Source organism: Hymenobacter sp. BT559, from assembly GCF_016427535.1.
Taxonomy (GTDB): domain Bacteria; phylum Bacteroidota; class Bacteroidia; order Cytophagales; family Hymenobacteraceae; genus Hymenobacter.
Genome location: NZ_JAELXV010000004.1, coordinates 193,349 through 218,981, shown reverse-complemented (window position 1 = coordinate 218,981; position 25,633 = coordinate 193,349). Strand labels below are relative to the sequence as shown.

22 protein-coding genes are annotated in these 25,633 nt (G+C 59.3%); 11 read left to right on the top strand and 11 right to left on the bottom strand.

Annotated features, from left to right (window positions below):
• The first annotated feature begins 72 nt into the window (after nucleotides 1–72).
• Entirely contained in the window at nucleotides 73–669 is a 597-nt protein-coding gene (locus tag JAO77_RS15435) for a hypothetical protein (RefSeq protein WP_198991278.1), read from the top strand.
• A 77-nt stretch (nucleotides 670–746) separates the two neighbouring features.
• Here the strand turns inward: JAO77_RS15435 and JAO77_RS15430 are convergent, their stop codons facing one another.
• Nucleotides 747–1,262, bottom strand: a complete 516-nt coding sequence (locus JAO77_RS15430) for an NUDIX domain-containing protein (protein WP_198991277.1) — start codon at nucleotides 1,260–1,262, stop codon at nucleotides 747–749.
• 205 nt (nucleotides 1,263–1,467) lie between these two features.
• On the opposite strand from JAO77_RS15430, the gene JAO77_RS15425 reads away from it, so the two are divergent.
• Both JAO77_RS15425 and JAO77_RS15420 read left to right on the top strand, forming a co-directional pair.
• On the top strand, nucleotides 1,468–2,916 hold the full coding sequence (locus JAO77_RS15425) for a DEAD/DEAH box helicase (RefSeq protein WP_198991276.1): 1,449 nt from the start codon (nucleotides 1,468–1,470) through the stop codon (nucleotides 2,914–2,916).
• A 175-nt stretch (nucleotides 2,917–3,091) separates the two neighbouring features.
• The gene (locus tag JAO77_RS15420; RefSeq protein WP_198991275.1) at nucleotides 3,092–3,565 is read left to right on the top strand and encodes a hypothetical protein; all 474 of its coding nucleotides are present in this window, start codon (nucleotides 3,092–3,094) and stop codon (nucleotides 3,563–3,565) included.
• A 112-nt stretch (nucleotides 3,566–3,677) separates the two neighbouring features.
• On the opposite strand, the gene JAO77_RS15415 is transcribed toward JAO77_RS15420, so the two are convergent.
• From JAO77_RS15415 to JAO77_RS15405, 3 genes are all read right to left on the bottom strand, one after another.
• Nucleotides 3,678–3,854 (bottom strand): hypothetical protein, encoded by a 177-nt coding sequence (locus JAO77_RS15415; protein WP_198991274.1) that lies wholly within the window; start codon nucleotides 3,852–3,854, stop codon nucleotides 3,678–3,680.
• Between the two features lie 873 nt (nucleotides 3,855–4,727).
• Entirely contained in the window at nucleotides 4,728–5,528 is an 801-nt protein-coding gene (locus JAO77_RS15410; protein ID WP_198991273.1) for a helix-turn-helix domain-containing protein, read from the bottom strand.
• 387 nt (nucleotides 5,529–5,915) lie between these two features.
• Nucleotides 5,916–7,682, bottom strand: coding sequence for a L,D-transpeptidase family protein (locus JAO77_RS15405; protein WP_198991272.1), 1,767 nt, complete (start codon nucleotides 7,680–7,682; stop codon nucleotides 5,916–5,918).
• Nucleotides 7,683–8,078: 396 nt separating this feature from the next.
• Between JAO77_RS15405 and JAO77_RS15400 the strand changes: the two genes are divergently transcribed.
• Both JAO77_RS15400 and JAO77_RS15395 read left to right on the top strand, forming a co-directional pair.
• Nucleotides 8,079–9,935: a M1 family metallopeptidase gene (locus JAO77_RS15400; RefSeq protein ID WP_198991271.1), complete on the top strand. Its 1,857-nt coding sequence runs from the start codon at nucleotides 8,079–8,081 to the stop codon at nucleotides 9,933–9,935.
• A 101-nt stretch (nucleotides 9,936–10,036) separates the two neighbouring features.
• The gene (locus JAO77_RS15395; RefSeq protein WP_198991270.1) at nucleotides 10,037–10,933 is read left to right on the top strand and encodes a cyanophycinase; all 897 of its coding nucleotides are present in this window, start codon (nucleotides 10,037–10,039) and stop codon (nucleotides 10,931–10,933) included.
• Between the two features lie 81 nt (nucleotides 10,934–11,014).
• Here JAO77_RS15395 and JAO77_RS15390 read toward each other — a convergent pair whose 3' ends face one another.
• Nucleotides 11,015–11,659, bottom strand: coding sequence for a hypothetical protein (locus JAO77_RS15390; RefSeq protein WP_198991269.1), 645 nt, complete (start codon nucleotides 11,657–11,659; stop codon nucleotides 11,015–11,017).
• Nucleotides 11,660–11,810: 151 nt separating this feature from the next.
• Complete coding sequence (locus JAO77_RS15385) at nucleotides 11,811–14,285, bottom strand: T9SS type A sorting domain-containing protein (RefSeq protein WP_198991268.1); 2,475 nt, start codon at nucleotides 14,283–14,285, stop codon at nucleotides 11,811–11,813.
• A 367-nt stretch (nucleotides 14,286–14,652) separates the two neighbouring features.
• Here JAO77_RS15385 and JAO77_RS15380 point away from each other — a divergent pair, with 367 nt between their 5' ends.
• Both JAO77_RS15380 and JAO77_RS15375 read left to right on the top strand, forming a co-directional pair.
• Nucleotides 14,653–17,004 carry a TonB-dependent receptor gene (locus JAO77_RS15380; protein WP_198991267.1) on the top strand — a complete coding sequence of 784 codons (2,352 nt, stop codon included), beginning with the start codon at nucleotides 14,653–14,655 and terminating at the stop codon, nucleotides 17,002–17,004.
• Between the two features lie 5 nt (nucleotides 17,005–17,009).
• Complete coding sequence (locus JAO77_RS15375) at nucleotides 17,010–17,879, top strand: DUF4249 domain-containing protein (protein WP_198991266.1); 870 nt, start codon at nucleotides 17,010–17,012, stop codon at nucleotides 17,877–17,879.
• Between the two features lie 4 nt (nucleotides 17,880–17,883).
• On the opposite strand, the gene JAO77_RS15370 is transcribed toward JAO77_RS15375, so the two are convergent.
• A complete protein-coding gene (locus tag JAO77_RS15370; protein ID WP_235998451.1) occupies nucleotides 17,884–19,338 on the bottom strand; it encodes a TolB family protein in 1,455 nt (484 codons plus the stop codon).
• A gap of 242 nt (nucleotides 19,339–19,580) precedes the next feature.
• Between JAO77_RS15370 and JAO77_RS15365 the strand changes: the two genes are divergently transcribed.
• A complete protein-coding gene (locus JAO77_RS15365) occupies nucleotides 19,581–20,363 on the top strand; it encodes an NIPSNAP family protein (protein ID WP_198991264.1) in 783 nt (260 codons plus the stop codon).
• 78 nt (nucleotides 20,364–20,441) lie between these two features.
• Here the strand turns inward: JAO77_RS15365 and JAO77_RS15360 are convergent, their stop codons facing one another.
• Entirely contained in the window at nucleotides 20,442–20,897 is a 456-nt protein-coding gene (locus JAO77_RS15360) for a VOC family protein (protein ID WP_198991263.1), read from the bottom strand.
• A 156-nt stretch (nucleotides 20,898–21,053) separates the two neighbouring features.
• On the opposite strand from JAO77_RS15360, the gene JAO77_RS15355 reads away from it, so the two are divergent.
• Nucleotides 21,054–21,989 (top strand): sugar phosphate isomerase/epimerase family protein, encoded by a 936-nt coding sequence (locus JAO77_RS15355; RefSeq protein ID WP_198991262.1) that lies wholly within the window; start codon nucleotides 21,054–21,056, stop codon nucleotides 21,987–21,989.
• Nucleotides 21,990–22,026: 37 nt separating this feature from the next.
• On the opposite strand, the gene JAO77_RS15350 is transcribed toward JAO77_RS15355, so the two are convergent.
• The 3 genes from JAO77_RS15350 to JAO77_RS15340 form a co-directional block, all read right to left on the bottom strand.
• Entirely contained in the window at nucleotides 22,027–23,742 is a 1,716-nt protein-coding gene (locus JAO77_RS15350; RefSeq protein ID WP_198991261.1) for a M28 family metallopeptidase, read from the bottom strand.
• Between the two features lie 83 nt (nucleotides 23,743–23,825).
• The gene (locus JAO77_RS15345) at nucleotides 23,826–24,239 is read right to left on the bottom strand and encodes a hypothetical protein (protein WP_198991260.1); all 414 of its coding nucleotides are present in this window, start codon (nucleotides 24,237–24,239) and stop codon (nucleotides 23,826–23,828) included.
• A gap of 64 nt (nucleotides 24,240–24,303) precedes the next feature.
• Complete coding sequence (locus JAO77_RS15340) at nucleotides 24,304–24,555, bottom strand: DUF3601 domain-containing protein (RefSeq protein ID WP_198991259.1); 252 nt, start codon at nucleotides 24,553–24,555, stop codon at nucleotides 24,304–24,306.
• Between the two features lie 191 nt (nucleotides 24,556–24,746).
• Here JAO77_RS15340 and JAO77_RS15335 point away from each other — a divergent pair, with 191 nt between their 5' ends.
• Nucleotides 24,747–25,100, top strand: a complete 354-nt coding sequence (locus tag JAO77_RS15335; protein WP_198991258.1) for an ArsR/SmtB family transcription factor — start codon at nucleotides 24,747–24,749, stop codon at nucleotides 25,098–25,100.
• Between the two features lie 34 nt (nucleotides 25,101–25,134).
• Nucleotides 25,135–25,596, top strand: a complete 462-nt coding sequence (locus tag JAO77_RS15330; protein ID WP_198991257.1) for a DUF6428 family protein — start codon at nucleotides 25,135–25,137, stop codon at nucleotides 25,594–25,596.
• The last annotated feature ends 37 nt before the right edge of the window (nucleotides 25,597–25,633 follow it).

Genomic DNA, 25,633 nt, shown 5'->3' with positions numbered 1-25,633 from the left:
GAATAGATAACTGATGCCGTTCTTTGCAGGGTTCAATAGATTGAGCCATGTTATCTATTTTATCATATTATAATGCAATTTGACTGTTTGTTGAAAGCTGCGCTGCTGGGCATCGGCTTGGTAAGTGCAGCGGCCCCCATTGCTTCGGCCCAGAGCGCCAGTAAGTACCCCACACCCGCTGGCCCGCCGCGCAAAAAATACATGTTTGCGCAAAAAGACCCTGAGTGCCCGGTAGTGGCCAACATCACCAAAAACACCGACGAGGACGCCGACATTACGGGCTCTTACACCCGCGTGTGCTACCGCTCACAAGCCGAGATGCTGGCCGAAATCGACGAGCTGCGCCGCATTCACACCTGGGCCGATAGCACTTACCAGCGCCGACTGGCCGCGCTGCCGCCCGGCGGGGCGCTGCTGCTCACCATCCACCGCCAAGGCGCCAAGAACGCCGACCCTTCGGCCCTCACTCTCACGGCCCGCACCAAAGATGGCGCCGAGGTGTACACGGCCACGCCCAAGCCCGGCTCTGGCCGCTTCTTCGGCCGCGACCTGTACCAGGCCCAACAGGCCGTACCCTTTGTGAAGCCCGCCGTGCCGGGGCCATATTTGCTGTCCATTACGGACAGTAAGCTGCAGCAGGTATTTGAATACCAGCTGTCTATTCCGTAGAAACCACTAGGTGGTAGTCGGGGCGCGCAAAGGCTTCATAGCCAAAGCCGCCTCAGCTACCACCTAGGGCGGAGGACTTACTTGTGCAACTGCACCCACTGCACGGCCAGGAGGGTTTTAGCATCCTGCCAGGGCTCGGTAAGTAATTGTTTGCGGGTGAAGGCCACCATTTCTAGGTGCTCGTGCTCGTCGGCTAGGCCGCCCCCGGCGCCGGTTTGGCGGCTCACCTCGGCGTAGTACACCGTGATGGTTTCGCCGCTGGTGCCGGGCGAAGGCCACATTTTCACGATTTCAGTCAGCTCATCGACCTCGTAGCCCAGCTCTTCGTGCAGCTCGCGGCGCACGGCGGTTTCGGGGCTCTCGTCTTTATCTACCATGCCGGCGGCGATTTCCAGCAGGTCGGCTTCGGGGCCGACGCGGAACTGCTTCGTGAATAGATACTGTTGCTTATTTGTATCGAACACCAGCGCAGCCACGGCATGGCCCGGCTCGAAACGCTCGCGCGTTATTTCTTCGCCTTGCGGAGTGGTGGCGGTGAGTTCGGTAATCTTGAAATGCCCGTCGAATACGCGGCGGCGTTGCGTGATTTTCATAGCTTGTAAAAATAAGCGGTACCTTTGCCGCTATGGGCAGTCTGGTTGCGGACCGGCTGCCGGCCGTATATACGGCCATCCGGCCCGCCGCGTCGTAAGTGGCGCGTGAGGTGCGGGCTGTTTATCCTGAAATTTTTTTCCGACCGGGGAGCTCCGCTTGCCCCGCCCTGGGTCGCCGCTTGTTTGGCGGGCGGCCCGCTACCCCATGACGTTTACCGAACTCAACCTGATTGAGCCCATCCTGCGCGCCCTAGGCGAGGAAGGCTACACCACTCCCACGCCCATTCAGCAGCAAGCCATCCCGCAGGTGCTCGAAGGCCACGACCTACTTGGCGTGGCCCAAACGGGCACCGGCAAAACGGCCGCCTTCTCGGTGCCCATCCTCCAGATACTGCACCAGACCGCTCAGGCCCAAAAAGGCCAGGGCCCACGTGGGCGCGTCCGCTGCCTCGTGCTCACACCCACCCGCGAGCTCGCCATTCAGATTGGCGAGAGCTTCCGGGCCTACGGCCGCCATCTGCCGCAGCTGCGCTCGACTGTCATTTTTGGCGGGGTAGGCCAAAACCCGCAGGTGCAGGCCTTGCAGCGCGGCGTCGAAATATTAGTGGCCACGCCCGGCCGCCTGCTCGACTTGATGAACCAGGGCTACGTCAATCTGCAGCACCTCGAAGTGTTTGTGCTTGATGAGGCCGACCGTATGCTTGACATGGGCTTCATCCACGACATCAAGCGCATCCTGCCCAAGCTGCCGGCCGGTCGCCAAAGCCTGTTCTTTTCGGCCACCATGCCGCAGGCTATTAAAGAGCTTTCGGCCACTATCCTGCGCCCCAACCCTGTGCAGGTAGCCGTAACGCCCGTATCGAGCACCGCCGACACCGTAACGCAGTCGGTGTTTCTGGTCGATAAAAACGACAAGCCCGCGCTGCTGCGCCACGTGCTGAAAGACCCCGCCATTAAGCGCGTGCTGGTATTTACCCGCACCAAGCATGGCGCCAACAAAGTGACCGAAACGCTGGAGAAAGCCCAGATTACGGCTGAAGCCATCCACGGCAACAAAAGCCAGAACCACCGTCAGCGCGCCCTCAGCAACTTTAAGGCGGGCACTACCCGTGTGCTGGTAGCTACCGACATTGCTGCCCGCGGCATCGACGTAGACGAGTTGACCCACGTTATCAACTATGAAGTGCCCAACGAGCCCGAAACATATGTGCACCGCATCGGCCGCACGGGTCGAGCGGGGGCTTTCGGTACCGCGTTTACATTTGTAGAAGGTGAGGAGCGCGCGTATCTGCAAGACATTCAGAAGCTTATTCGTAAGCAGATTGACGTAGACAGCAACCACCCGTTTACCACGGCCAGCGTGGCTCCGGTCTCGTTGCACGGCAGCGAGCGCATCATTCGTCCCAAAGGCCCGGCTGGCCGTCCGCCCCGCGAGGGACGCTCGGGCGGTAGCGGCCAGGGTCGTGGTGGTGCACCGCGTGCCGCAGGTAGCCAAGGCACTACTAGCCGTGGCGAGCAGCGTAGCGGTGGGCGGCCTCAGTCGGGCGGGCGCCCGGCAGCGGCAAGTAGCGCTGGCGGTAGCGAGCGCCGGTCAAGCGGCCGCCCCTGGCAAGCCGGCCGTGGTGGTAGCGAAGGCGGTAGCCGCCGCTCCTAGGTTCTGCTGAGTGCTAGGTAGGCGCAACGAGTCCTCGTAGCTATATTCGTTCCGGTTTCGCAGCCTGCTTCAGGTTGGGAAGCCGGAACGTCTTTTTGTGTGGCAGCCGGAAACAAAAATCGGCTGGCATTGCTTCTAGCAGAAGCTATTTGTTTAACTAGTAGCCTTTCAGCCCATGACTTCTCGCGTTTCTCTTCCATTGATTAAGGCCCTGCGCGACACAGCCCGCCGCTTGGCCGCCGAGGCTCCATACCAGTGGGGCCACATGGGCAGCTGTAATTGCGGTCACCTAGCCCAAACGGTAACGTCGCTCACCAAGGCCGAGATTCATACCCAGGCCCTGCAGCGCTACGGCGACTGGGAGCGCCAGCTCATCGACTACTGCCCCACCAGCGGCCTGCCCTTCGACCAGACCATCGACGAGATGCTGGCAATGGGCTTCTCGCGGCAAGATTTAACCCACCTAGAAAAAATATCTGACCCCGCCGTGCGCATGGCCATTCCGTTTGAGCGGCGCAATGCGCTGCGCCATAACCAGCGCGATGATGTAGTGCTGTACCTGCGCACCTGGGCCGACCTACTAGAGCAGCGCTTACTAGACAGCCTGCCCCTGCCTGAGTTGGCCGAAGCGCCGGCGCTGCACAGCTAAGCGGGTACTGGCCCCACGCAAAAGCCCCGACTACTTAGTTCAGTAGTCGGGGCTTTTGCATGTATGAACCTCACTGCGCCAGCCTGGCGGCTCGGGCGCTAGCTACAGAGGTTTAGTAATTGACGTTGCTGCGTTGCGCTTCGCGGTAGCCTTCGGCACGATGTTCGCGCTTGTAGGCCGCATCGGCGCTCGGGTCTTTCTCCGCATCGGGGGCAACCGAGCAGGCAGCGGTGAGGAACAGGGCCGCGCTGGCGGCCAGCAGCAAGGAGTAGGTGCGCAGACGTTTCATGCCGCGAAGGTAAGCCGCAGCCGCCAAACGAGGCCTACCTAATTGGCGTAATTTGTGCGGAGCAGCTAACAGGAATAGGTGTAAACAGCGCGAATGCGTCGGCTAGAGCCTGCCCCTTACTAGGATGTAAGCGGGGCTAACTGGCCACTTGCTGGTGAGCAACCGCCAGCTTGGTGCCAGTAGCTACTGGAGTTGCCCGGACCGAATAAGCCTAGGGCAACATGCGCGCTAGTTAGCCGCTTTAGGCTATACATTTGCTCAGCCACTGCAAATGCTATTGGCTAACCTGTAATTGGTTTTTTCGAATAATAGGTACTGATTGAAATATTAGCAAGCACTAGTTGCTTATAGTAGACGACAGCTGCCTAAAAAGTGAGGATTATTCTTGCACGAAAAAAATAGTAAGTCTTTTTTCGTAATGGCTATTTTAATCTTTAAACAGTACTTTAATTATTTAGACATAAACGTCTGATGATTAGAGATTATTGATTAAAAAAATAGGTTAAAGTATTTGGTAAATAGAAGTCGAAATTTCGTTGGGTTATTTAAAGATTAGATTAATGAGGAAAAGTACACACATAACAGTGGCCTGCTATTGTGAAAACTGATTGTGGCTTCTGAAAAGCAGCGCAATGAAAATGGCACTAACAGGCGCTAAGTGGTAGTCAATAAGGTTAGCCTAGTAGTTAGGTAAATAAGAAACGGGCCTGCGCCCCGGTAGCATTATATACTACCTGGTCGCAGGCCCGTTTGAGTTAAAATAAGATGATGTTTGCCTGTGGAGCGAGGTCGTCTGGCCTGCTAGATTTGTAAATACTGGCGTTCTCTCATGCTTGGCACAGCCCAATAAGATGGGCCAAATGGCTGGCCCCGCTAATAACCTTCGGGCTGATAGTCGCTAAATGAGCCGTCGCGGTAGAAGATAACGATGCGGCGAATAGCCTTACCCGGCTCGCCCAAGAACGACAAGGCAGCAGCTGGGTGAGGCGTAGCGGCTGGTACTTCGGAAGTGGGGGGTGGGGCTGGCATCTCCGCGGGCGCAGCCTGGCTTTCGCTAGCACCTAGGTCGGCATAAGCTGGGGGCGGAGGGGCAATAGGCGACGGAGCTGCAAGCGGCGCTATTTGGGGCGTGCTGGCAGGAGCGGGGACCACAGGCGCAGCAAAAGGAGACGGACTAGGTAGTGCGGGGGCTGCAGGCGCAGCGGTGGGTAATGAGGCTACAGGAGGAACCGCCTCTGTGCTGGCCGGGGTAGTAGACACAGCAGCCCCAGGACGGAACCTAGGTGGCTGCGCGTAGTTGCCGGCTCGGGGCATAGGAGCTGGGCGGGCCGGGGCCACCGGGCTGGGGGCGGGGTCAGGCGAAAGCGGCGTAGCAGGAGCTACCGGCGGTGGCGGAACTGCTAAAACCGGCTGCGGAGCTACTACCGGGGCACTTGTGGCCACTGCGACTGCGGGTGCCGCCTCGGCGGCCAGCATTGGGCCTGTGCCGGCGAGCAGCCACGGCAGCGATATGTCGGGGAAGGCGCCGATGATTTTCTGAACTACTTCTAAACTGGGCTTATTGCGCTCGCTAAGAATATGGCTGATGACCGGGCGGCCAACCCCGATAAGGTCAGCAAACTGAGTAGGGCTGAGCTGGCGAGCTTCTAACAATTCGCGGATGCGCGTAATCATAGGCGGAGGTTACTTGAGCACAAAGGTGCACATAAGTAAACATATAATATCTATTTCCAAGTGTAAAATGGCCTCTCTCTATTGTTTACATATATATGAGATGTTAATACATTTGTATCCATACGTAAACTGTAGTGCTTATTACAAATGTGCGTGGATGTTATGCTAGTGGTTTATTACTTCTGCTTTACATATGTTTCACATTGAAATGCATGGAGATATGCTTTTGTGTACAGCGGTCATTACTGCTTAAAGAATAGCTTTAAGCTTGGTAAGTACACAAAAAATGGGGTTACTTCATTGGCCGATGCCAGATGAAGTGACCCCATTTTTTTGTGTAGATGCAGCTCAGAAGAAACCGCATTAAGCCCTGCTGACTAGCTAAAGCTAGCTCTGCTCGAAGTACTCTTTGGCAAGTGCTTTGTCGTGGCCGTAGATGTCATTGCGGAAGTGCACGTGGCCATCGGCATCGGCCCAGGCGGTGAGGTACACCAAGTACACGGGCAGCTTTTCCTTCAGCGTAACGTACTTCTCGCGGCGTTGCGCGATGGTGTCCTGAATGGTCGTTTGGTCCCACTGGGGAAAGTCGCGCAGTAGGTAGGTGGCCAGCTTCACGGGCTCTTCTACACGTACGCAGCCGTGGCTAAAGTTGCGGGCCGTTTGGGAGAAGAGCTCGCCGTGCGGCGTGTCGTGGAGGTAGATGTCGTTCGAGTTCGGGAAGATAAATTTTACTTCCCCTAGGTCGTTCTTGGGGCCCGGCCGGCGGCGCAGCGTATACTTAAAAGTAGCCGGCGTGACATTGGCCCAGTCTACCGTGGAAGGGTCGATAACAGTGGCGCGCCGGCCGTAGCCTTTCACCACTTCCATATCGAGGCGGTCGAGAGTGCCCTGCGGGTTGGCGGCTAGCTTGTAGCGAAGCTCCTTGTCAATGATGCTGAAGGGCACGTTCCAGTAGGGCGAGAGCACTACGTACTCCATCTTGTCGGAGAACACGGGCGTTGCGTTGAGGGTCTTGCCGACGATGACGCGCATGGTCATAACCGGCTTGTGCTCCTCATAAACGTACAGGCGATACTCTGGAATATTGACCAGCAAATAGTCGGGCTCAAACTTTTTGGGCAGCCAGCGCCAGCGCTCCATATTTAGGATAACTTGGTTGATGCGGGCGCTAAGCGGCACGTTGAGTTGGCGCAACGTTTCGCCGCTAACGATGCCCGTGGGCGGCAAGCCAGCGTCGCGCTGGAAGCCCTTCACAGCGTTGACCAACTCTGGGCTATAGACCTCCGCCGTGGTGGGCGCGGGCTCCCGATTCACTACCGGCAAGGCTTGGCCGGGCTCGGTAGCTGGTGCTGCGGGGCCCGCCGTTTCGTTGCCGAGCAGGCGCTGGCGAAGCAGGCCTACCACGGGCGAAGCCTGGCCGGGGCGCAGGTTGGTAGAGGCCGGTAGGGTAGGCCAACCGCCTGCTTGCTGGCGCGAGCGTAGCAGGGCTAGCGCCTTTTTCAGGTGGTCGTACTCGGGGTGCAGGGGGGCAAAGTCGTAGTAGGGATACGTGCTTTCGCGCTCGCGCAGAATGGTGAGCAGCGCCCGGTCGAGCTTGATTTTATTGCGCTTTACCTTCCACGCATCGTTCTTGGTATCGCGCGGATTGGCCACGCCCCGGTAGTAATCTGAGGCCCAGTTGAAGTAAGTACCTGATAGCGCTACGTCAATTTGACGTTCTAATTGGTTACGACGCGTCGAATCCTGGACAGTTTTAAATTCTGCCAGTAGCTTAGTTAACCCACTGTCTTGGTACTTTTTAGGGTCAAGGCCATCATCTTTTGCTTTAGCAATGACGTTGAGCAAGGTTTGGGCTTGTGGCACGAGTTGGTGGTCTTTAAACCAACCTAGGCGAAACTGCCGCTCGCGGTAAAACTTGCGGGCCCAGCGCTCCTGCGCCTTGAAGCGGGCGTTGGTTTGCATGGCTCGGATGACGAACACGCTATCGAGGTGCGGCGCGGGCCCAGCCGTAGCGATGCCCTGCTTGATGCCGCCAGTCGTGGGCGTACCGGTTTGGTCGCCGCTACCGCCGCACGACGTCAGCAGCCCCGACAAGCTGAGCAAGCCCAGCCAGAAGGCGAGTACTAAAAAATTAAAGCGAAACTTGAGATACATTGAAGCAAGAAAAAACCGGGCCGTGGCCCAGCAAAAGTGAACGCGAATGGTAGCGTTTACTGAGCGGCCGGTGGGTAGGTTGCCTAGGTCAGTGGCAAGCCTAGGTGCAAAGTACGCGCCAGATAGTACTATTACTAGCAAACGGTTCTTTGCCGGTAAATTAATTCTGTAAGTGCGACGCCTCGGCAAGTGGCGGGAGTGCGAGGCTGCTCCGGCGTTTAGCCGCACCTAGGGAAGCCCGCTGGGCGGCAGCGCGCGCCGCCAGGCTCCTGGGCCAGCGCAGAGCCTGGCGTGTTGCGGCCCGCCAACATCTCGCTCAATGTGCTGGGGCAACCTCGCTGGGGCCGCGGTGTTGGTATAGCAAAGCTTCTCCAACGGCTCTCTTTTCTCTTTCGCATGGCTCCTCTGTCTTCACCGGTGCACCCGGCTACCTCCCTCGTTTCAGACCCACACAGCTACGCCGGTCAAGGCTCGCAGCGGGTGCGCCACCTGCGCTTGCACTTGGCCGTTGACTTCGTCCAGCGCACGCTGGCGGGCACCGCCACCTGGCTGCTCGCCGAGCCCACAGCGACGGCTACCGCTGGCCAGCCAAGGGAGACTTCGCTCGTGCTCGACACTCGCGACCTGCTGCTCGAAAGCGTGAGCCTAGGTGAAGCGGCCGATGGCCCGGCGGCCGCCTACACTCTGGGCGAAGTCGATGCTGTGCTTGGGCAGGCCCTGCGCATGCAGCTGCCAGCAGGCACGGCGGCAGTCACGATTCGCTACCGCACGGCGCCCAGCGCGGCGGCCTTGCAGTGGCTAGAGCCGGCCCAAACGGCAGGCGAGTTCCCGTTCCTGTTCACGCAGTCGCAGGCCATTCTGGCGCGCACCTGGCTGCCGTGCCAAGACTCGCCGGGAATCCGCTTCACGTATGACGCCACTATAGAAATCCTCGGTCCGGAGCGCGGCCAGCTGCTGGCGCTGATGAGCGCCGAGAACCCGCAGCACACCGCAGCCGATGGCCGCTACCAGTTCCGAATGGGGCAGCCTATCCCGGCGTATCTCATGGCGCTGGCCGTGGGGCGGCTCGACTTTGCGCCGCTCAGCGAGCGCACTGGCATCTATGCCGAGCCGGCCACGTTGGCGCGGGCAACCTATGAATTTGCCGACCTAGAACAGATGGTGGCTGCCGCCGAACAATTGTATGGCGCCTATAAGTGGGGGCGGCATGATTTACTTGTGTTACCACCCAGTTTTCCATTTGGAGGCATGGAAAATCCGCGCTTAACATTTGTTACGCCAACAATTCTGTCTGGTGACCGCAGTCTTACCAGTTTAGTGGCGCACGAGCTGGCACATTCGTGGAGTGGTAACCTGGTTACAAATGCAACATGGAATGATTTTTGGCTCAACGAGGGCTTTACGGTGTATTTCGAGCGCCGTATCATGGCGCACTTATATGGAAGCACTTACGCTGACATGCTGCAAGTATTGGGCGAGGCCGACCTGCATCATACTATTGGTGAACTCGGGGCTACCAGCCCGGCTACTCACCTGCAGCTGCACCTAGCCGGCCGCGACCCCGACGATGGCCTCAATGACATTGCCTACGAGAAGGGCTGCCTGCTGCTACTGACTCTGGAGCAGCTGGTGGGCCGCCCGCGCCTTGATACCTTTATTAAGGAGTACTTCGCGCGGTTCAGTTTTCAGAGCATGGACACGACCACGTTTATCGACTACCTCCAGCGGGAGCTGCTCGACTCCGAGCCCGGCCTGACCGAGCGCCTGGACCTAGGCGCCTGGGTCGATGGCCCCGGCCTGCCGGCCAATGCGCCCGTGGCTCGCTCGGCGCGGTTCGAGGCCGTGGACGCCGTGCTGGCGCAGTTCAACTCGCGCACGCCGGCCGCCGCACTGGTGCCCACCACTGCCGAATGGAGCAGCCACGAGTGGGTGCACTTTTTACAGGGCTTGTCGCCGACGCTGCCCGCGGCCGAGCTGGCGGCGCTCGACGCGGCCTTCCACTTCACAGCCTCGGGCAACGCCGAGCTGCTCGCGGCTTGGTTTCCGCTGGCGCTGCGGGCCGGGTACGCGCCAGCCGATGCGGCGCTCACGCAGTTTCTATTGCACGTGGGGCGGCGTAAGTTTTTGGTGCCGCTGTACCGGGCGCTGTTGGCCACGCCCAACGGCCGGGCGCGGGCCCAGGAAATCTACCGGCAGGCGCGGCCCAACTACCACTCGGTGGCCACGAGCACGCTCGATGCGCTGCTGGCATAAGGCTTGCCCCTAGGGTGGCCGCCGGCTCTAGGAGCCGCTACTAACGAGTTCCTATTTTGTAGAACCTAATTTTGCGAGCTTAACCAGCTAGCTATCGTACGTTGAAAAATTTGATTCCTCGCGGCAAGCTTATCGCCGTTGGCGGCAACGAAGACAAGGGTACTTATCCGACCTCGCGCAGCAAGCGCAAGTATTACCTCAATTTTTTTGAGCTCGGCATCCTCAAGCGCGTGGTGAGCGAGTCGGGCAAGGATGACCCGCGCATCGAAGTCATCACCACGGCCTCGATGATTCCGCAGGAAGTAGGCCCCATCTATACGGCCTCGTTTGCCATGCTCAATTGCCACAACGTGGGCATCATGGACATTCGCACCCCCGAAGACGCCCGCCAGCCTGAGTACCTAGAGCGCCTGCTGGCCGCCGACGTCGTGATGATGTCGGGCGGCAACCAGTCGCGCCTGCGCGAGATGTTTGCCGAAACTGATTTTCTCGACACGCTGCTGCGGCGCTACTACGCCGAGCCCGACTTCGTGATTGCGGGCACCAGCGCCGGGGCCATGGCCATGTCGCAGCACATGATACGCGGCGGCTCGGTGCCCGACGCCCTGCTCAAGGGCGCCGTGAAGATGGGCGTGGGCCTCGGGCTGCTGCCTACCGCCATCATCGACTCGCACTTCGTGAAGCGCGGGCGCTTTGGCCGCCTCATCGAGTCGGTGGCCTTGTACCCCAAGCTCATTGGCATCGGCCTAGGGGAGGACACGGGCGTGCTTATCACCGAAGGCCACCTGGTCGAAACCATCGGCTCGAACCTGGTCATTATTATGGATGGCCACGACATTGTGCACAACAACGCGGCCGCCGCCAAGAAGGGCACCACGCTTTCCATTGAAAACGTGCGCATGCACGTGCTTGCCAAAGGCAACGTGTACTGCATTACGGAGCGCAAGTTTTATGTGAACAAGCAGGCCGTAGGCATGGCTGCCGTTGGGCAGGCCTAGGTAGTAGTTTATATTAAAGAAGGGCCGCCTTGCTGACGAAGCAGGGCGGCCCTTCTTTATGCCGTAGTAATAGGATATTGCCTACCGGCTAAGCAGCATGGCGCGGCAGTCCATAAACCGCTCGATGAGCCGCTCGGGCTGCTGTTCATCAAACTCGCCGAAGCCCAGCACGAAGGCCGGGCTGGGCTGCACAAACCGAATGGCCTGATTCACGGCGTCGAGGTAGGGCTGTATGCGTGCGGCCTCCCCACCCGCATTGGCTAGCTCGGCGTCCCAGCGCAGCGGGGCCGGGCCTTTGCGCACCAAAAAGGGTAGCACAAACGGGATGTAGTGACTGAAAACCGGATTTTCGGGGCTGGTTAGCCGGGTATCGGGCCACACGTGAAACTCGCTAAATGAGGCGGGCGGCGCCACCACGAAGCGCGCCTGCTCGTCGGCCATGGCCTCGAAGAGCGCCGCGCGGTTGGGCTGGGCATAGAGCTGCGCGTAGGCCGCGTACCACACCGTCACGCCCGCGGGGTTCACGAGCTGGTAGGGGTGAAAGGAGCTGGCGAGCCCCACGCCGCCGTGCTCGCCGATAACTAGGCGGTAGAGCTGCCCAAATTTCTCTAGGTCGGCCGACTGCTGGTAGGGGTTGTTGGTGAGCCCGTAGAGGTAGAAGCAGGCAAAATCGGTGAGTGAGGGTAGGGCCGCCGGGTTGGGCGAAGCGGAGGAACTAGCAGACATGGCAAAAGCGCGGGACAGATATGGGCGCAAATCTCGGTAAAAGTTAAGTCACGCCGCGCCACTGGGCCTTGGCAGCAAAACGGGCCACCGGGCGCTGCTGCGCTCGGTGGCCCGCGAAGGCTACGTAGTGGCCCTAGGTAGGGAAGGCCGGTTAATTACGAAGCAAGCGCAGCGACTGGCGCGTATCGGCCCCCGTGATAACGACCACATAGGCCCCGGCGGGCAGGCTTTGCACATCGAAGGGCTGCGCCTGGCCACCTAGGACGGTGCGCGTGAGCAGCACCCGGCCGGCCAAGTCCAGCACTCGGGCTTGGTACGTCCGCGGCGCCAGGCGGGTGAGGTCGAGCGTAGCCGCGCCGTCCAGCGTGGGGGTGGGGTAGAGCGCCAGCGCGGCCGCCCCAAACGATACCGTGCGCACGGCGCTGTAGCTGGCCCGGCCATCGGTGTCTACCTGCCGCAAGCGGTAGTACACCACGGGGGCACCTAGGCTGCCAGCAGCGACATCTTCGAAACGGTAGCCGGTAGTGGCAGCGTGGGTGCCCTGGCCTTTTACAACACCTAGGGCAGCAAACGTGGCACCATCAAGCGAGCGCTCCACTACAAAGTGGTCGTTATTGGTTTCGGAGGCGGTGGCCCAAGTGCAGGCCGCGGCGGCGCCTGTGGCCTGTACGTCGAAGGCCGTCAGGCTTACGGGCAGCGGCGTCGGGTCGACCGATACGATGCCAAAAGGCGAAAACGAGGTGATGTGCGCGCGCGTGATGGCTAAGCTGCCCGTCGTGGTGCCCGTGGTGGCGCCCCACTCGCTGGCAGTGGTGTGCTCGTCCCAAGCGCCGGTGGCGTAGAGGTAATGGATGAGGCGCGCATTGCCCGGCACGAAGTCGCCCGTAGCATCGCCGCTGTTGTATTGCAAGGTCAGCGACAAATCGGAGCCGCCCGCTACTTCCTCGCTTACTAGCCAGGTTTTGTTTACGCTTAGCTCGTTTTTGGGCGTACCGCTGCCGGCTTCGGTAGTGCTGCTGTAGCTGTTGTAGAGGTTAGACAGCAGGCGCACCCCAAAAATATCTTCCGAGTTGGCGGCCGTTTGCTGCAGGGTGGCCGGGGTGTAGGCGGTAGCGGTGGCGCTGGTGGGGGCGCTTACTCCCACAGGGAACACAATGCCCACGCCGTTGCCAGGTACCGAAATGCGGAGCCGGCCCGTGCCACCCGCCACGATGTAGCTGGTAGCCGAGGCGCCCCGCACGATATTGGCGTTGTATTTCACGCCGTTGCTCAGGCTGTCGCGGCGTACCAGGGTCAGGTCGTAGCTACCTAGGGTCAGGCTGCACATGTTGCGGAGCCGCACGCTGCCGTTCACGATGATGTTACCGGCCAACGTCTTGGCAGTGGGCGTGGTGGCGCCGGCATTGCCCGAAATCACAAGGTTGCCGTAGCTCTGCGTGATGAGCGAGGTCGAGGTACCGCCGCTGTACTCCACAGTGCTGGTTATGCCCAGCGAGCCCAGCGCGTAGGTGCGGTTCGGGTTGGTGTTGCGAATGGTGAGCGTAGAGCCATCCGACACGTCGATGGTGCCCACAATGTTCTTGTTGTACTCCAAGTACAGCTGGCCGGGGGTGGCAGCGGTGCCGGTAGTAGCGGTAGCCGGCATGCCTACTACTATCTTGGAGTTGGCGCCGCTCACGGTCCAGGTGCCCGTGATGCCCGTCGCGCCCGGCGACGCCGTAGAAATGCGGTCGGTAGCGGTGCCGCCGAGCACGTAAAAGGTTTGGTTATCGGCCTCAAAGCTGGTGGGCCCAGTACCCGAGCCATCCGGGTTTTGTCCCCAGCTAGCGAGGTCGTCCAGGTTGCCGGTGCGCTTAACGTAGTACACGTTGGTTTCGGGCGTTACCACCACGTCGTCGACGCTCAGGCCGTTGCCGTTCGTGGTATTGTTGAGCGTGTAGCCCCAGCGAATCATGATTTCCTGGCCGGGCAGCAGGTTAATGCCCGCCAGGGTAGTTTGGCGCACCCGGCGGTTGGCTGCCGCATTGCCGTCGCGGCTGGCAATTACCGTGGCCGTCGAGGGGGCATTTACCTGCAAGGGGGCAATGGTCTTCCAGGCCCCCGCACTTTCCAGCAGGCTAGTAACTGGCGTGCCTACCGGCAGCATCAGGTACGACACCGACACGCTGGCCGCGTCCTGCCGCCCCGAGTTGTACCACTGCTCCATAGCATACTGCACTTCCAGGTTCTTGATGGTAACAGTGGAGCCGTTTTTAAACCTAATTCCTACGTAGCCAATGCCATCGGCAGTAGTAGTAGCCGCAATGCCCCCCAGCGACCGGTCGTTGACAGTGGTGCCCACCGGGCCAAAGTGATAATAATTGGCGTATGTATTAGACCCATCGTTGTTCCCAATGCTAGTGGGGCTGTAGGCTGCTGTGTAGGGCAACGTCCCAAACTCGGCTTGGGCGTATACCTCCGGCAAGGCCGTCAGCTGGTTGCCTGTCAGGCCCACCGTCCCACTCAAGCTGTTGAAGTCCTGCTTGTAAGGCATCAGCGCGGTGTCGGTAAAGGAGTATTGGGCGTGCGCACTACTCGCAAGCAGCATGGTGCTAACTGCTAAGAACAGGGTATTGGATAACTTCATAATAGGTAAGCGGAAGGAAAGGTAAATTGCATTGTGTATTTATTGGAAATTCATCCAATAATTGGACAAAGGTACCCTCCCTAATGCTTGACGGCTGCATAATAGCTAATTATAAGCCTAAAAGAGGGGCTTTTAAGTTGTTTTATACGTTAAGTAAAATTATTTATTGGAATTATAATTGAACTTTTTTTATAAATTATTTTTGGCTAATCCAAATAATAGATAGCCTGGTCGGCACAAGCGGCCGTAGCCAACCGATAGAAGGCATCTATGCCCGCTCAGCTAATAGAATGGCTACTCCGCAGAGGTAAGCAGTACCTTCGCAAGCCGTTTTAGTGGCCTGTTGGCTTGGCTAACATTAGTTGATATGCAAAAACAAGTATGCCCAATTGGGCTTTGGCTGCTGGTGCTGCTCTGGCTGACCCTAGGGCCGGCGTCGGCCCAAGTCCGCATCACGCTCAGCGGCACCGTGCAGGATGCCACTTCGGGCGAGAACCTCACTGGCGCCACCGTGCGGGTGCGCGAGCTGCCCGGCGTGGGTACCGGCGCCAACGCCTACGGCTTCTACACCCTCACCGTGCCGGCTGGCTCTTACACCCTAGAGGCCAGCTTTGTAGGCTACGCCACCCAAACGCGCCAGCTAACCTTAGGGGCCAGCCAGCGCCTCGACTTTAAGCTGAAGCCCGGCGGCAGCGAGCTAAACGAAGTGGTAGTGACGGGCCGCAGTGCCGAGGCCAACATCAGCAAGGCGCAGATGGGCGTGGAAACGCTGGACCTGAAGCAGGTGGCCAAGGTGCCGGTGCTCTTTGGCGAGAAAGACGTGATAAAAACGCTGACCCTACTACCCGGCATCAAGACGGCAGGCGAGGGTAGCAGCGGCTTTTCGGTGCGCGGCGGCGCTGTAGACCAGAACCTGATTTTGCTTGACGAGGCACCCGTTTACAACGCCTCGCACTTGCTAGGCTTCTTCTCGACCTTCAACTCCGACGCCCTTAAGGACCTGACCGTGTTTAAGGGCGGCATGCCGGCGCAGTATGGCGGCCGGCTGTCGTCGGTGGTGGATATCAAGATGAAGGACGGCAACAACCAGACGCTGCACGGCAGCGGCGGCATCGGTCTCATTGCCTCACGGTTGGCCTTGGAGGGGCCGATTACCAAGGGCAAGGGCTCGTTTTTGGTAGCGGCCCGGCGCACCTACGCCGACGTGTTTTTGAAGCTCTCAAAAAACGAAACCACCAAGAACTCCAGCCTCTATTTCTACGACGTAAACGCCAAGGCCAACTACGCGCTCAACGACCGCAACCGCATCTACCTCAGCGCCTACCTCGGGCGCGATGCCCTAGGGCTGGCCAATACCTTCGGCCAGTACTACGGCAACCAAACGGCCACGCTGCGCCTCAACCACTTGTTCAGCGACCGGGTGTTCTCTAATACCTCGCTCATTTACAGCAAGTACGACTACCGGATTGACATCACGGCCAACGCTAGCAACTTCGTTATCAAATCCAAAATTCAGGACCTGAACCTGAAGCAGGACGTGGAGTTTACGCCCAGCGCCACCCAAACACTGCGCTTCGGGGCCAACGCCATTTACCATACCATCACGCCGGGCTACGTCACGGCCGACGCGGGCTCGGCGGTGAATGGCACCGCCGACCGCACCAACTACTCGCTCGAAACGGCGGCCTACGCCTCGCACGAGTGGCAGGCCGCGCCGCGGCTCAACTTCACCACCGGCCTGCGCCTTTCGGGCTTTAGTCTCCTAGGTCCCGGCACCTACTCGACCTACGACGCAGCTGGCAACGTGCTCACCGCCCCGAACTACCCCACCAAGGGCGAGTTTCTAAAAACCTACGTGCGCCTGGAGCCGCGCTTCGCAGCCAGCTTCCAAGTCAACGAAGCCAGCACTGTGAAGGCCAGCTACGCCCGCAACGTGCAAAACCTGCACCTGCTCAGCAACTCCAGCACCTCGCTGCCTACCGACCTTTACGTGCCTACCACCTTCAACGTGAAGCCCGAAACGGCCGACCAAGTGAGCCTAGGGTACTACCGCACGCTGGGCGCCGAAAAAGGCTATTCGCTGACCGTGGAAACCTACTATAAGGCACTGGGCAACCAGATTGACTACCGCGACGGCACCCAGCTGCGCGGCAACTTCGACGTGGAGGCCAGCCTGCTCTACGGCAAGGGCCGGGCCTACGGCGTCGAATTTTTAGTGCGCAAAGACGTGGGCCGCCTCACCGGCTGGCTAGGCTACACGCTCAGCAAATCGGAGCGCCGGTTTACCGAAATTAACGGCAATACTTGGTTTAACGCTCGCCAGGACCGGCCGCACGATTTGTCGCTAGTAGCTATTTACCAGCTCAATAACAAGTGGACCTTCTCGGGTACCTTCCTGGCTAGCACCGGCAACGCCGTAACCTACCCCGTGGGCAAATACGTGGTGGCCGGCCAGGTGGTAAGCCTCTACGGCCTGCGTAATGCCGACCGGCTGCCTTACTACCAGCGCCTCGACCTAGGGGCCACCTACGAGAAGCCCAACCAGGAAGGCCACCGCTTCCACAGCAGCTGGTCGTTCTCGGTTTATAATGCCCTAGGGCGCGAAAACCCCTACAGCATCAGCTTCCGGGCCGACCCCAACGACGCCACCAAAACCCAGGCTGTACAAACGGCCCTGTTTCGGATGGTGCCCTCGGCCACGTATAATTTCAGCTTCTAAGCCTTATGCTACAGGTCTTTAAAAAGAGCAACAAGTCCAGCCTAATAACTTGTAATAGTCGGGTGGGGATGCTGGCCGCTGGTGCCCTGCTGCTAGCCGGCACCGGCTGCGAAAAAATAGTTGACCTCAACCTCAAAACCTCGACCGCGCAGCTCGTTATCGAGGGTAACCTGGTAGATGATAACAAGCCCTGCCAGGTCAGCGTCAGCCGCTCGGCCAACTACACCGATACCAACACTTTTGAGGCGGTGCGCGGGGCCACTATCACGCTGGCCGACAATGCGGGCGGCCTTGAAACGCTGCGCGAAACTGCCACGCCCGGTCAGTACCTAGGCGCCACCCTGCGGGGCGTGCCAGGCCGCACTTATACGCTGCGTGTCGAAACCGACGGCGCGGCCTACGTGGCCACCTCGCGGCTGCCGGCCCCGGTGGTGCCGTTTGAGAAGCTGAGTACTCGGCTCAGTGCGTTTGGCACCGATAACATCCAGGCGGTGGTCGACTACACCGACCCGGCTGGCAAGGGCAACAGCTACCTCTTCCGGCAGTACCGCAATGGCAAGCTCAACAATGCCATCTTCGTACAGAACGACGAGTTCACCGACGGCAACCACATCAGCCAGGCGCTGCGCACGCGCAGCAGTAGCAGCACCGACCCCAACGAGCTCGACAAGCTAGTGCCCGGCGACAGCCTGCGCGTAGAGATGCAAAACATCGACCCAGGCGTGTACGAGTATTTCCGCACCCTCACCCTGATTCTCACGGCTGGCGGCGCGCCCACTACCACCCCTGCCAACCCTAAATCAAATTTTTCGGGTGGCGTGCTAGGCTATTTCAGCGCACATTCGCGCCGCGTGCTCACTATTAAAGTACCCTAGGGCGCTAGCGGGCGTCTGCGCTATTGCTGATAAAGGCCAGACGCTTACTATCTGGCGACCACGAAGGCGTATTGATAGTGCCTTGGCCGCCATATAAGTAGGCAATGACCTTGGGCTGGCCCGTGCCCCCGATGGGCAACAGGCGTAGGTACACGTGCTTATAAAAAGGATGGTCGCCGGCTGCCACTTCTTCTTTGAGGAAGGAAATAAAAACCAGCCATTTACCATCGGGCGACACGTGCGGAAACCAGTCTTGGTAGTCGCCCGAGGTCACGGCCTGTTGCTGGCTGCCATCGGCGCGCATGCGCCAGATTTGCATGGGTCCGTTGCGGTTTGAGTTGAAATAAATATACTGGCCGTCGGGCGTGTACTCGGGGCCATCGTCGAGGCCCGTGGCGGTAGTCAGGCGCACTTCGGGCCCGCCAGCGGCCGGCACGCGGTAAATATCAAAGTTTTGGTTGCGCTCACCTGTGAAAAGCAGGTGCTTAGCATCGGGCGACCAACTGTGCAGGTAGGAGGGGCCGCGGGGCGTAAGCTGGCGGGGTTGGCCACCAGTGGCCGGCACAATGTACCCAATGGAGCCGCCCAGTGCCTCCACGCCGCTGCTGAGGCCCAACTGCTTGCCATCGAAGGAAAGCACGTGGTCGTTGTTGTTATTCTTGACGTCGCCGGTAGGCAGCACACTTGGCCGCCGAGTTACTAGGTCAAAGTTGTAGATGAGGCCATCGCTGTTATAAATCAGGCGCTTGCCATCGGGCCGCCAATTGGGCGCTTGCAAGGAAACTGGCGCCGAATAAATAATGTCGCGCTTGCCAGTGGCGAGCTCCAGCAATTCGAGGTGGCTGCCTAGGTACTGCCGGTAGGGTACCAGGCTCGCGGGCGCGGGCACCACCAGGCGCACGTCGCTGAACGTCGCTTTTTCAGTCACGGTCACGTTGTGGGCACACACAAACAGGCCCACGTACACCTCGGCTCCTAGGTCGAGGTCGGCCACCTGCGCCGTCACAAAGGGCTGGCCAAACTGGGCCACGCGCATCGTGAAAGTAGTGCCCACTCGCTCAAGCTGTACCACGTCGGCGTGGGTGATAGCCGCTTGGGTTTCGGCAGTGGCGGCCCCAGCCGTGCGGCGGTATTGCAGCGAAGTCAGCCCATCGCCATGCACGGCCACGCACACCTGGGGCGAATTGCTGGCCAGGCTCTGGCGCACCATCCAGCCCATTTTGCGGTGCGGCTCCACGCCGCGGCCCACCAGCGCGGCGCGGGTGTAGAGAATAAAATCGCCGGTGAGCTTTTTATAGACGTAGTGCAGCTCGTCGTGGTCGCCCCACACGTTGGCGCCCGAGCCCGTGACCACGTACTGCTGCGTGGCGGCCGTGTAGGTCGCCGTGCCCGGCCTAGCGGCGGAGCCTATGTCCTGTTGCCCCTCAAAAACGCCTAACTGCTGTGCCGAGGCGTGCAAAAAAGCAACTAGCCCAAGAGCCAACAAAAAAAATCTTTGCGCGAAAGCTACCATATAAGGCGGGGCTGGGTGGGAAAAGAAAAGGATGGAAATTAGCCAGTGCGACTTAGCCAGCGCCGAGGCTACCGCTGGCCGTAGCTACTACGTGTATTGCTAGCTGCTTAGCTACTTGCGCGGGGTAGGGCACCGGGTTTGGCCGCGCGCCGCTAGCTTGCGTACCCCAGTTTCCACTTAACCCTCTTATGAAACATATTTTCCTGCTGCTGCTCATTGGTGGCTACCTAGGCTTTGGACCGAGCGCCACTGCCCGCCCGCTGGCTGCTCGCCCCGCCTACTTTGAATTGAAAGTATACCACCTCAAAACTGCCCGCCAAGTAGCGGTAGTCGATAGCTTCTTGCAGCACCAGTACGTGCCGCAACTGCACGCGGCGGGCGTCGGCACGGTGGGCGTGTTCAAGGCCATCGGCAACGACACGGCCGTTGACAAGCGCATCTATGTGTTCACGCCCTTTGCCTCCCTGAGCCAATGGGAAAAGCTGCGCCAAACCACCGCCCCTAAGCTGCTGGCGGCTGGCGGCAGCTTCGAAAATGCGCCCTATAATAACCCTGCCTATGGCCGCCTCGAAACCATCTTCCTCAAGGCGTTCGACGAAATGACTGCCCTCACAGCGCCCAAGCTCACGGCCCCTAAGGCCGAGCGGGTGTATGAGCTGCGCAGCTACGAGGGCGCGAGCGAGAAAATCTTCCGCAATAAGATGCAGATGTTCAACGCAGGCGGCGAAATTAAGCTCTTCAACCGGCTGGGCTTCAATGGTATTTTCTATGGCGAAGTCCTGTTCGGCGCCAAAATGCCGAACCTCATGTACATGACTTCCTTCGCCAACAAGGCCGACCGCGAAGCCCACTGGAAAGCCTTCGGCGCCGACCCCGAATGGAAGCGCCTATCGGCCCTGCCCGAGTACCAAAACAACGTGTCGCACATCGACATCACCTTCCTGCAGCCTGCCAACTACTCCGACTTGTAAGGCTACGCTAAAAAATCAAAATCCCCTCCTGCTGAGCTTGCCACAGCAGGAGGGGATTTTGATTTTTTAGGGTATGTTTTAAAACTTGTCGTCGTTGACTTCCAGCCAGAAACCGTCTGGGTCTTGTAGGTAAATCTGCTTCACGCCGTCGGGGCGGGGAGTAGTTTTGCCCGGCTCGTTTTTCCAGCTGCCGTAGGATATATGCAGCTTGTCGAGGTGCGCCATAAATTTCGCTAGGTCCTTGACGCTGAACGCCAAGTGCGTATTGATATCGTGTTCCTGCGCTTTGTTGCCCTGAATGATGTGGAGCTGGCTGTGCGGCCCAATGCGCAGCCACACGTGCTTGCCATCTTTGAAGGGCTCGGGCAGCTCGGGCAGCAGCAGCGCGTTTTTATAGAAGTCGGCACTTTTCTGCAAATCCACCACATACAGCGCAATGTGGTTGAGCACTACCGGGCCTTGCGCCCGAGCGGCCCTAGGTGCAAGTAGAGCAAGGGAAAAGGCTAGAACGCCGTAAAAAAGTAGTTTTTTCATTAGAGCACAGGGCTGGATGGGAGCGATGGGTTGCCCTCAAAACTACGCGTTGCGCAGGGTTTTTCGCCATTGCTGCCAGCGCCGCTGTGCAGCGTGGCGCCATGAGTGCTACTTTCGGCGGGGCGCAGGCTCCCTCACTTCTTTTATCCCACCCCCATGTCCGTTTCTCGTCGTCAGTTTTTAAAGAATACCGCGGCCCTGACCGCTGGTACCGCCTTAGCGCCACAGTTGGCCGCCGAGGCCTTTAAAGCCAAGCCTTTCTTCGAAATCTCGCTGGCCGAGTGGTCGTTGCACAAGGCTTTGTTCGCTAATAAAATGACCAACCTTGATTTCCCCGTAATGGCGAAAAAGGAGTTTGGTATCAGCGTGGTCGAGTACGTCAACCAATTTTTTAAAGACAAAGCCGAGGACAAAAAATACCTGAGCGAATTGCTGCAGCGCTGCAAGGACAACGGCGTGCGCAACCACCTCATCATGATAGACGGTGAGGGCGACCTAGGGGCCCCCGACGCGGCCGAGCGCCAAAAAGCCATCGAGAACCACTACAAGTGGGTCGATGCTGCGCACTACCTAGGGTGCACCACGGTGCGGGTCAATGCCTTCGGCAAGGGCACGGCCCAGGAGGTGCAGCAAGCCGCGGTGGATGGGCTAAGCCGCCTCAGCGCCTACGCCCAAAAAGCCGGCCTCAACGTGATAGTCGAAAACCATGGCAGCTACACCTCCGATGGCAAGTGGCTGCTAGGTACTATTCGGCAGGTGGGCAAGCCTAACGTGGGTATCCTGCCCGACTTCGGTAACTTCTGTATCCGCCGCGAATCGGGTGAGCTATACCGTGGCAAGTGCCTCGAAGAGTACGATAAGTACTTGGCCGTGAAGGAGTGGATGCCCCTGGCCAAGGGCGTCAGCGCCAAAACCTTTGACTTTGATGCGGCCGGCAATTGCGTCGAAACGGACTATCCCAAGATGTTCGGTATCATTAAGGATTCCGGCTTCCGTGGCATCGTGGGTATCGAATACGAAGGAGAAACCACCAGTGAGCCAGAAGGCATCCACAAGACCAAGGCCTTACTCGAAAAGATAGCTCGGGCCTAGGCTGCGCGGGGCCGGGGTGGCCCCGCGCAGCCTACTGTTACCGCCCCGCTGCCTGTGCCCGGGCCGCCTTAAACTCTGAGCCCGCGCGCCACTGCGGAAACGTAGTTTCGCTGGCGAGCCGCTGGCCCACGCGGAAATACAGCTGCGCATCCTGGGCCACGCCGCTCAAGTCCCAGCTGGGGTCGAACTGGTCGGCGGGCTTGTGGTACATATTGGTGGTGTAGGCCTGGCGCTTTTCAGCAATGTAGGCCTTGCCCTGGGTGCGGCTCTCAAAGCCGCCGCTGGCGTAGAGCGAGGGTACGCCCACGTGGGCAAAGCTGAAGTGGTCGGAGCGGTAAAACATGCCGGTTTCGGGCGTCTGGTCGGGCAGCAGGTAGCGGTCCTGCTCCTTAGCGGCGGCGCGGGCGTAGTCTTCCAGCTCCGACTGCCCGTAGCCGATAACGGTGAGGTCCTTCATGCGGCCGTAGGGCCAGAGCATATCCATGTTGAGGTCGGCCACCGTCTTGGCCAGCGGAAAGGCCGGGTGCTGGGCATAGTAGTTGGACCCTAGCAGGCCCTGCTCTTCGCCCGTCACGGCCAAGAAAACAATGCTGCGGGCAGGTTTCACCGGCGCGTTTTTAAACGCTTTGGCGATGCTGAGCAGCGCGGCTAGCCCCGTGCCATCGTCTACGGCACCGTTGTAGATGGAGTCGCCGGCAATCACTTTACCCACGCCAAAGTGGTCCCAGTGCGCGGAGTAAATGACGTACTCGCTGGCATTGGTAGTGCCAGGCAGCACGGCTAGCACGTTTTTAGATGTCTGGCTGCGCAGCTTCTGCTGGAGGCTGGTGCTGAGCGTGAGGCCCAGCGGGCGGGCGCGGAAGCCGCGCTGGTTGGCAGCAGCGTAGAGGGCGTCGTAGTTCTGGCCGGCGGCCGTAAAGAGGCGCTTGGCCGCATCAAGGGTAAGCCAGCCTTCGAGGGCGCACTTGCTGGCCCCATGGTCGGCGGTTTGGGGGCGCAGTTTGGGGCCAAGCGCGCCGCTGAGCACCACGCTCCAGGGGTAAGCGGCGGGCTGGGTATCGTGCACAATGAGTAGGCCGGCGGCGCCGTGGCGGGCAGCTTCTTCGTATTTGTAAGTCCAGCGGCCATAGTAGGTCATGGCCTTGCCTTTGAACATCGTAGTGTCTTGGCCCGCGTTGCCGGGGTCATTCACGAGCACCACCACGGTTTTGCCCTTCACGTCGAGGCCAGCGTAGTCGTCCCAGCCGTACTCGGGCGCCACCACACCATAGCCGGCAAAGACCAGCGGCGAGTTTTGCACCGATACCGTAGGCTGTTCGCGCTGGCTGAATACCACGTAGTCAGTCTTGTAATTCAAGCTCAGCTTTTGGCCCTTACCGGCAATTTGCATGGTGGGCGCAGGCGACACCGCAATTTCCACCATCGGCACCGGCTGAAAGTAGCTTCCGTCGGAGCCAGTAGGCTTCAGGCCCAAGGTCTTAAACTGCGCCGCCAGGTAGTCGGTAATGCGCTCTTCGCCCGCCGTAAACGGCTTGCGGCCCAGCATCTCATCTGAGGACACGGCTTGCAGGTAGCCGCTGATATCGGCCGCCGTGATGGCCTCGGTGGGCGCGGCTGGGGTGGGTGCTGCTGCCGCAGGTGGCGGCGTAGTGGCTAGGGTAGCAGTGGGCTTGGCAGACTGGCAGCCCGCCAGAGCCAGGCCTAGCAGGCCTGCCAGCGGTAGCCGGCCAGCCCGAAGAAGAGTAGGAGACATGAGCGAAGTATCAGTGCGAACAGCCGCACCTAAGAACGCTCAAGGTACAAGCTAGCCTGAAAATAGCCCCGCGTTCGGACCAGCTAATTGGGGCAGGCCACGGGGACTAATGTGTATTTCGCGTCGAACTGCAACGTGTGCGGCTGCTCAAATACGGTCTTGCCCTGGCGCTCGGCTACGGGGCCAAAGCCTTCGATGAAGCCAATATCGCGGCGCAAAAAGGCCACCTGTCGCACCGAGGTCGTGCCCTCCGATTGGAACGTGTAGTCGGCTAGCAAGGTGTCGCCGTGCATGACCCCCCGGATGGTGCCTTGGTTGCGGTCCTTCTCAAAGTAGCGGTACACTAGCTGGCCCGTCACGGTGGGCTGTGTGGTTTGCAGTGTCAGGCGTATGGTGTCCGTTTTGGTGCGGTAGGCATAGCACTGCGGACCGGTAGGAGGGTGGGCCGTTGGCACTTGAGCAGCCTGGTTAGTTTGCTCATGGCAGGCAGTGAGCAAGGCTAAGCTACCAGCGAAGGGTAAGAAACGGAAAATGACCATGGAATGCGTGGGAATCGTTTAATTATCTGGCCGCTACGAAATCGGTAAAATTCTCGATAAGCGCCGCCTGCTCCTCTGGCCGCCACTGAAACCGGTAGACCTGAGGCACACCGTAAACGAGCACATGCAGCGTCAGGCCATCTTCATAGGGCACGAAATTAGTGCCCTCAAATACCCAGGTTTCGCCCACCGGGTGCACTTGCTGGTCGTAGTCAACGAATTGTTGCACTACGCAGTATTTCTGCCCGGCAACAAGAGTGCGAATAGCGGCCATACTTACTCTGAATAATTTTAGCTTTATAATTAGGGATAGCATCGTCGCTAAATGCTTCGAGACTGGTTTTGGGTATGCTAGCTGTTTTTAGTGCTAAGCTAGGCGGGTTGGCTTAGCAACGCAGAAAAATAGCCATCTGTGTTTACAGAGTTCTATGTCGTATGTTTGCGTCATACTTAAGGAATGCATTCGTGACCTACGCCAAAACCACTGTTTTCACCGATGAGCAGCAGCAGTTGGCCCGAGTGGCTAAGGCCCTAGCCCATCCGGCGCGGGTGGCGATTATTCAGCTGCTAGCCAGCAAGACGACCTGCATCTCGGGCGACATTGCCGCCGAGCTGCCGCTGTCGCGCACCACCGTATCGCAGCACTTGCAAGAGCTAAAGGCGCTCGACCTGATACGCGGTGAAATCGAGGGCCTCACCGTGTGCTACTGCCTCAATACTGAGCTGCTGCGCCAGGTGCGGCAGCAGTTTATGGCCTTTTTCGACGTGGCCACGGCCACCGATGTATGCGGGCCTGGGGCTGATGCATGCGGCTGCTAATTAAGTTTCTCTTCCCCTTACCCCATAGAAAGCCATGAAAATCGCTGAAATGAAGCAGTCCCTGGCGAGGCTGGAAGCCGTGAACTTCAAGCTGCCCAATGGCACGTACCTGCCGCCCCACTTCCACGTGACGGAGGTAGGGCTAGTAACCAAGCACTTTATTGACTGTGGCGGTGTGGAGCGGAAAGAAACCGTGGCCAACTTCCAACTCTGGGAAGCCGGCGACTACGACCACCGGCTGGCCCCGCAAAAATTCCTGCACATTCTGAACCTGTCGGAGCGGATTCTGGGCAGCGAAGAGCTGGACATTGAGGTAGAATACCAGCAGGACACCATCGGCAAGTTTGGGCTGACGTTCGACGGTACCGACTTTCTACTGACGCCGAAGCAAACGGCTTGCCTAGCGCAGGATGCCTGCGGTATTCCTAACAATGAGCAGTTTGCACTGCCCCAATTGCAAGTAGCCTGCTGCACGCCGGGCGGCGGTTGCTGCTAGGCTGCCCGCGCCGCTACGCTGGCCTCCCTAGGTTCAT

What these genes read in the sequence shown, in the direction of transcription:
- JAO77_RS15375 (WP_198991266.1), top strand. Translation starts at nt 17,010, where the DNA reads ATGCTACAGGTCTTTAAAAAGAGCAACAAGTCCAGCCTAATAACTTGT.
- JAO77_RS15420 (WP_198991275.1), top strand. Translation starts at nt 3,092, where the DNA reads ATGACTTCTCGCGTTTCTCTTCCATTGATTAAGGCCCTGCGCGACACA.
- JAO77_RS15390 (WP_198991269.1), bottom strand. Translation starts at nt 11,659, where the DNA reads ATGTCTGCTAGTTCCTCCGCTTCGCCCAACCCGGCGGCCCTACCCTCA.
- JAO77_RS15380 (WP_198991267.1), top strand. Translation starts at nt 14,653, where the DNA reads ATGCAAAAACAAGTATGCCCAATTGGGCTTTGGCTGCTGGTGCTGCTC.
- JAO77_RS15435 (WP_198991278.1), top strand. Translation starts at nt 73, where the DNA reads ATGCAATTTGACTGTTTGTTGAAAGCTGCGCTGCTGGGCATCGGCTTG.
- JAO77_RS15350 (WP_198991261.1), bottom strand. Translation starts at nt 23,742, where the DNA reads ATGTCTCCTACTCTTCTTCGGGCTGGCCGGCTACCGCTGGCAGGCCTG.
- JAO77_RS15365 (WP_198991264.1), top strand. Translation starts at nt 19,581, where the DNA reads ATGAAACATATTTTCCTGCTGCTGCTCATTGGTGGCTACCTAGGCTTT.
- JAO77_RS15405 (WP_198991272.1), bottom strand. Translation starts at nt 7,682, where the DNA reads ATGTATCTCAAGTTTCGCTTTAATTTTTTAGTACTCGCCTTCTGGCTG.
- JAO77_RS15360 (WP_198991263.1), bottom strand. Translation starts at nt 20,897, where the DNA reads ATGAAAAAACTACTTTTTTACGGCGTTCTAGCCTTTTCCCTTGCTCTA.
- JAO77_RS15355 (WP_198991262.1), top strand. Translation starts at nt 21,054, where the DNA reads ATGTCCGTTTCTCGTCGTCAGTTTTTAAAGAATACCGCGGCCCTGACC.
- JAO77_RS15330 (WP_198991257.1), top strand. Translation starts at nt 25,135, where the DNA reads ATGAAAATCGCTGAAATGAAGCAGTCCCTGGCGAGGCTGGAAGCCGTG.
- JAO77_RS15410 (WP_198991273.1), bottom strand. Translation starts at nt 5,528, where the DNA reads ATGATTACGCGCATCCGCGAATTGTTAGAAGCTCGCCAGCTCAGCCCT.
- JAO77_RS15430 (WP_198991277.1), bottom strand. Translation starts at nt 1,262, where the DNA reads ATGAAAATCACGCAACGCCGCCGCGTATTCGACGGGCATTTCAAGATT.
- JAO77_RS15425 (WP_198991276.1), top strand. Translation starts at nt 1,468, where the DNA reads ATGACGTTTACCGAACTCAACCTGATTGAGCCCATCCTGCGCGCCCTA.
- JAO77_RS15340 (WP_198991259.1), bottom strand. Translation starts at nt 24,555, where the DNA reads ATGGCCGCTATTCGCACTCTTGTTGCCGGGCAGAAATACTGCGTAGTG.
- JAO77_RS15400 (WP_198991271.1), top strand. Translation starts at nt 8,079, where the DNA reads ATGGCTCCTCTGTCTTCACCGGTGCACCCGGCTACCTCCCTCGTTTCA.
- JAO77_RS15385 (WP_198991268.1), bottom strand. Translation starts at nt 14,285, where the DNA reads ATGAAGTTATCCAATACCCTGTTCTTAGCAGTTAGCACCATGCTGCTT.
- JAO77_RS15415 (WP_198991274.1), bottom strand. Translation starts at nt 3,854, where the DNA reads ATGAAACGTCTGCGCACCTACTCCTTGCTGCTGGCCGCCAGCGCGGCC.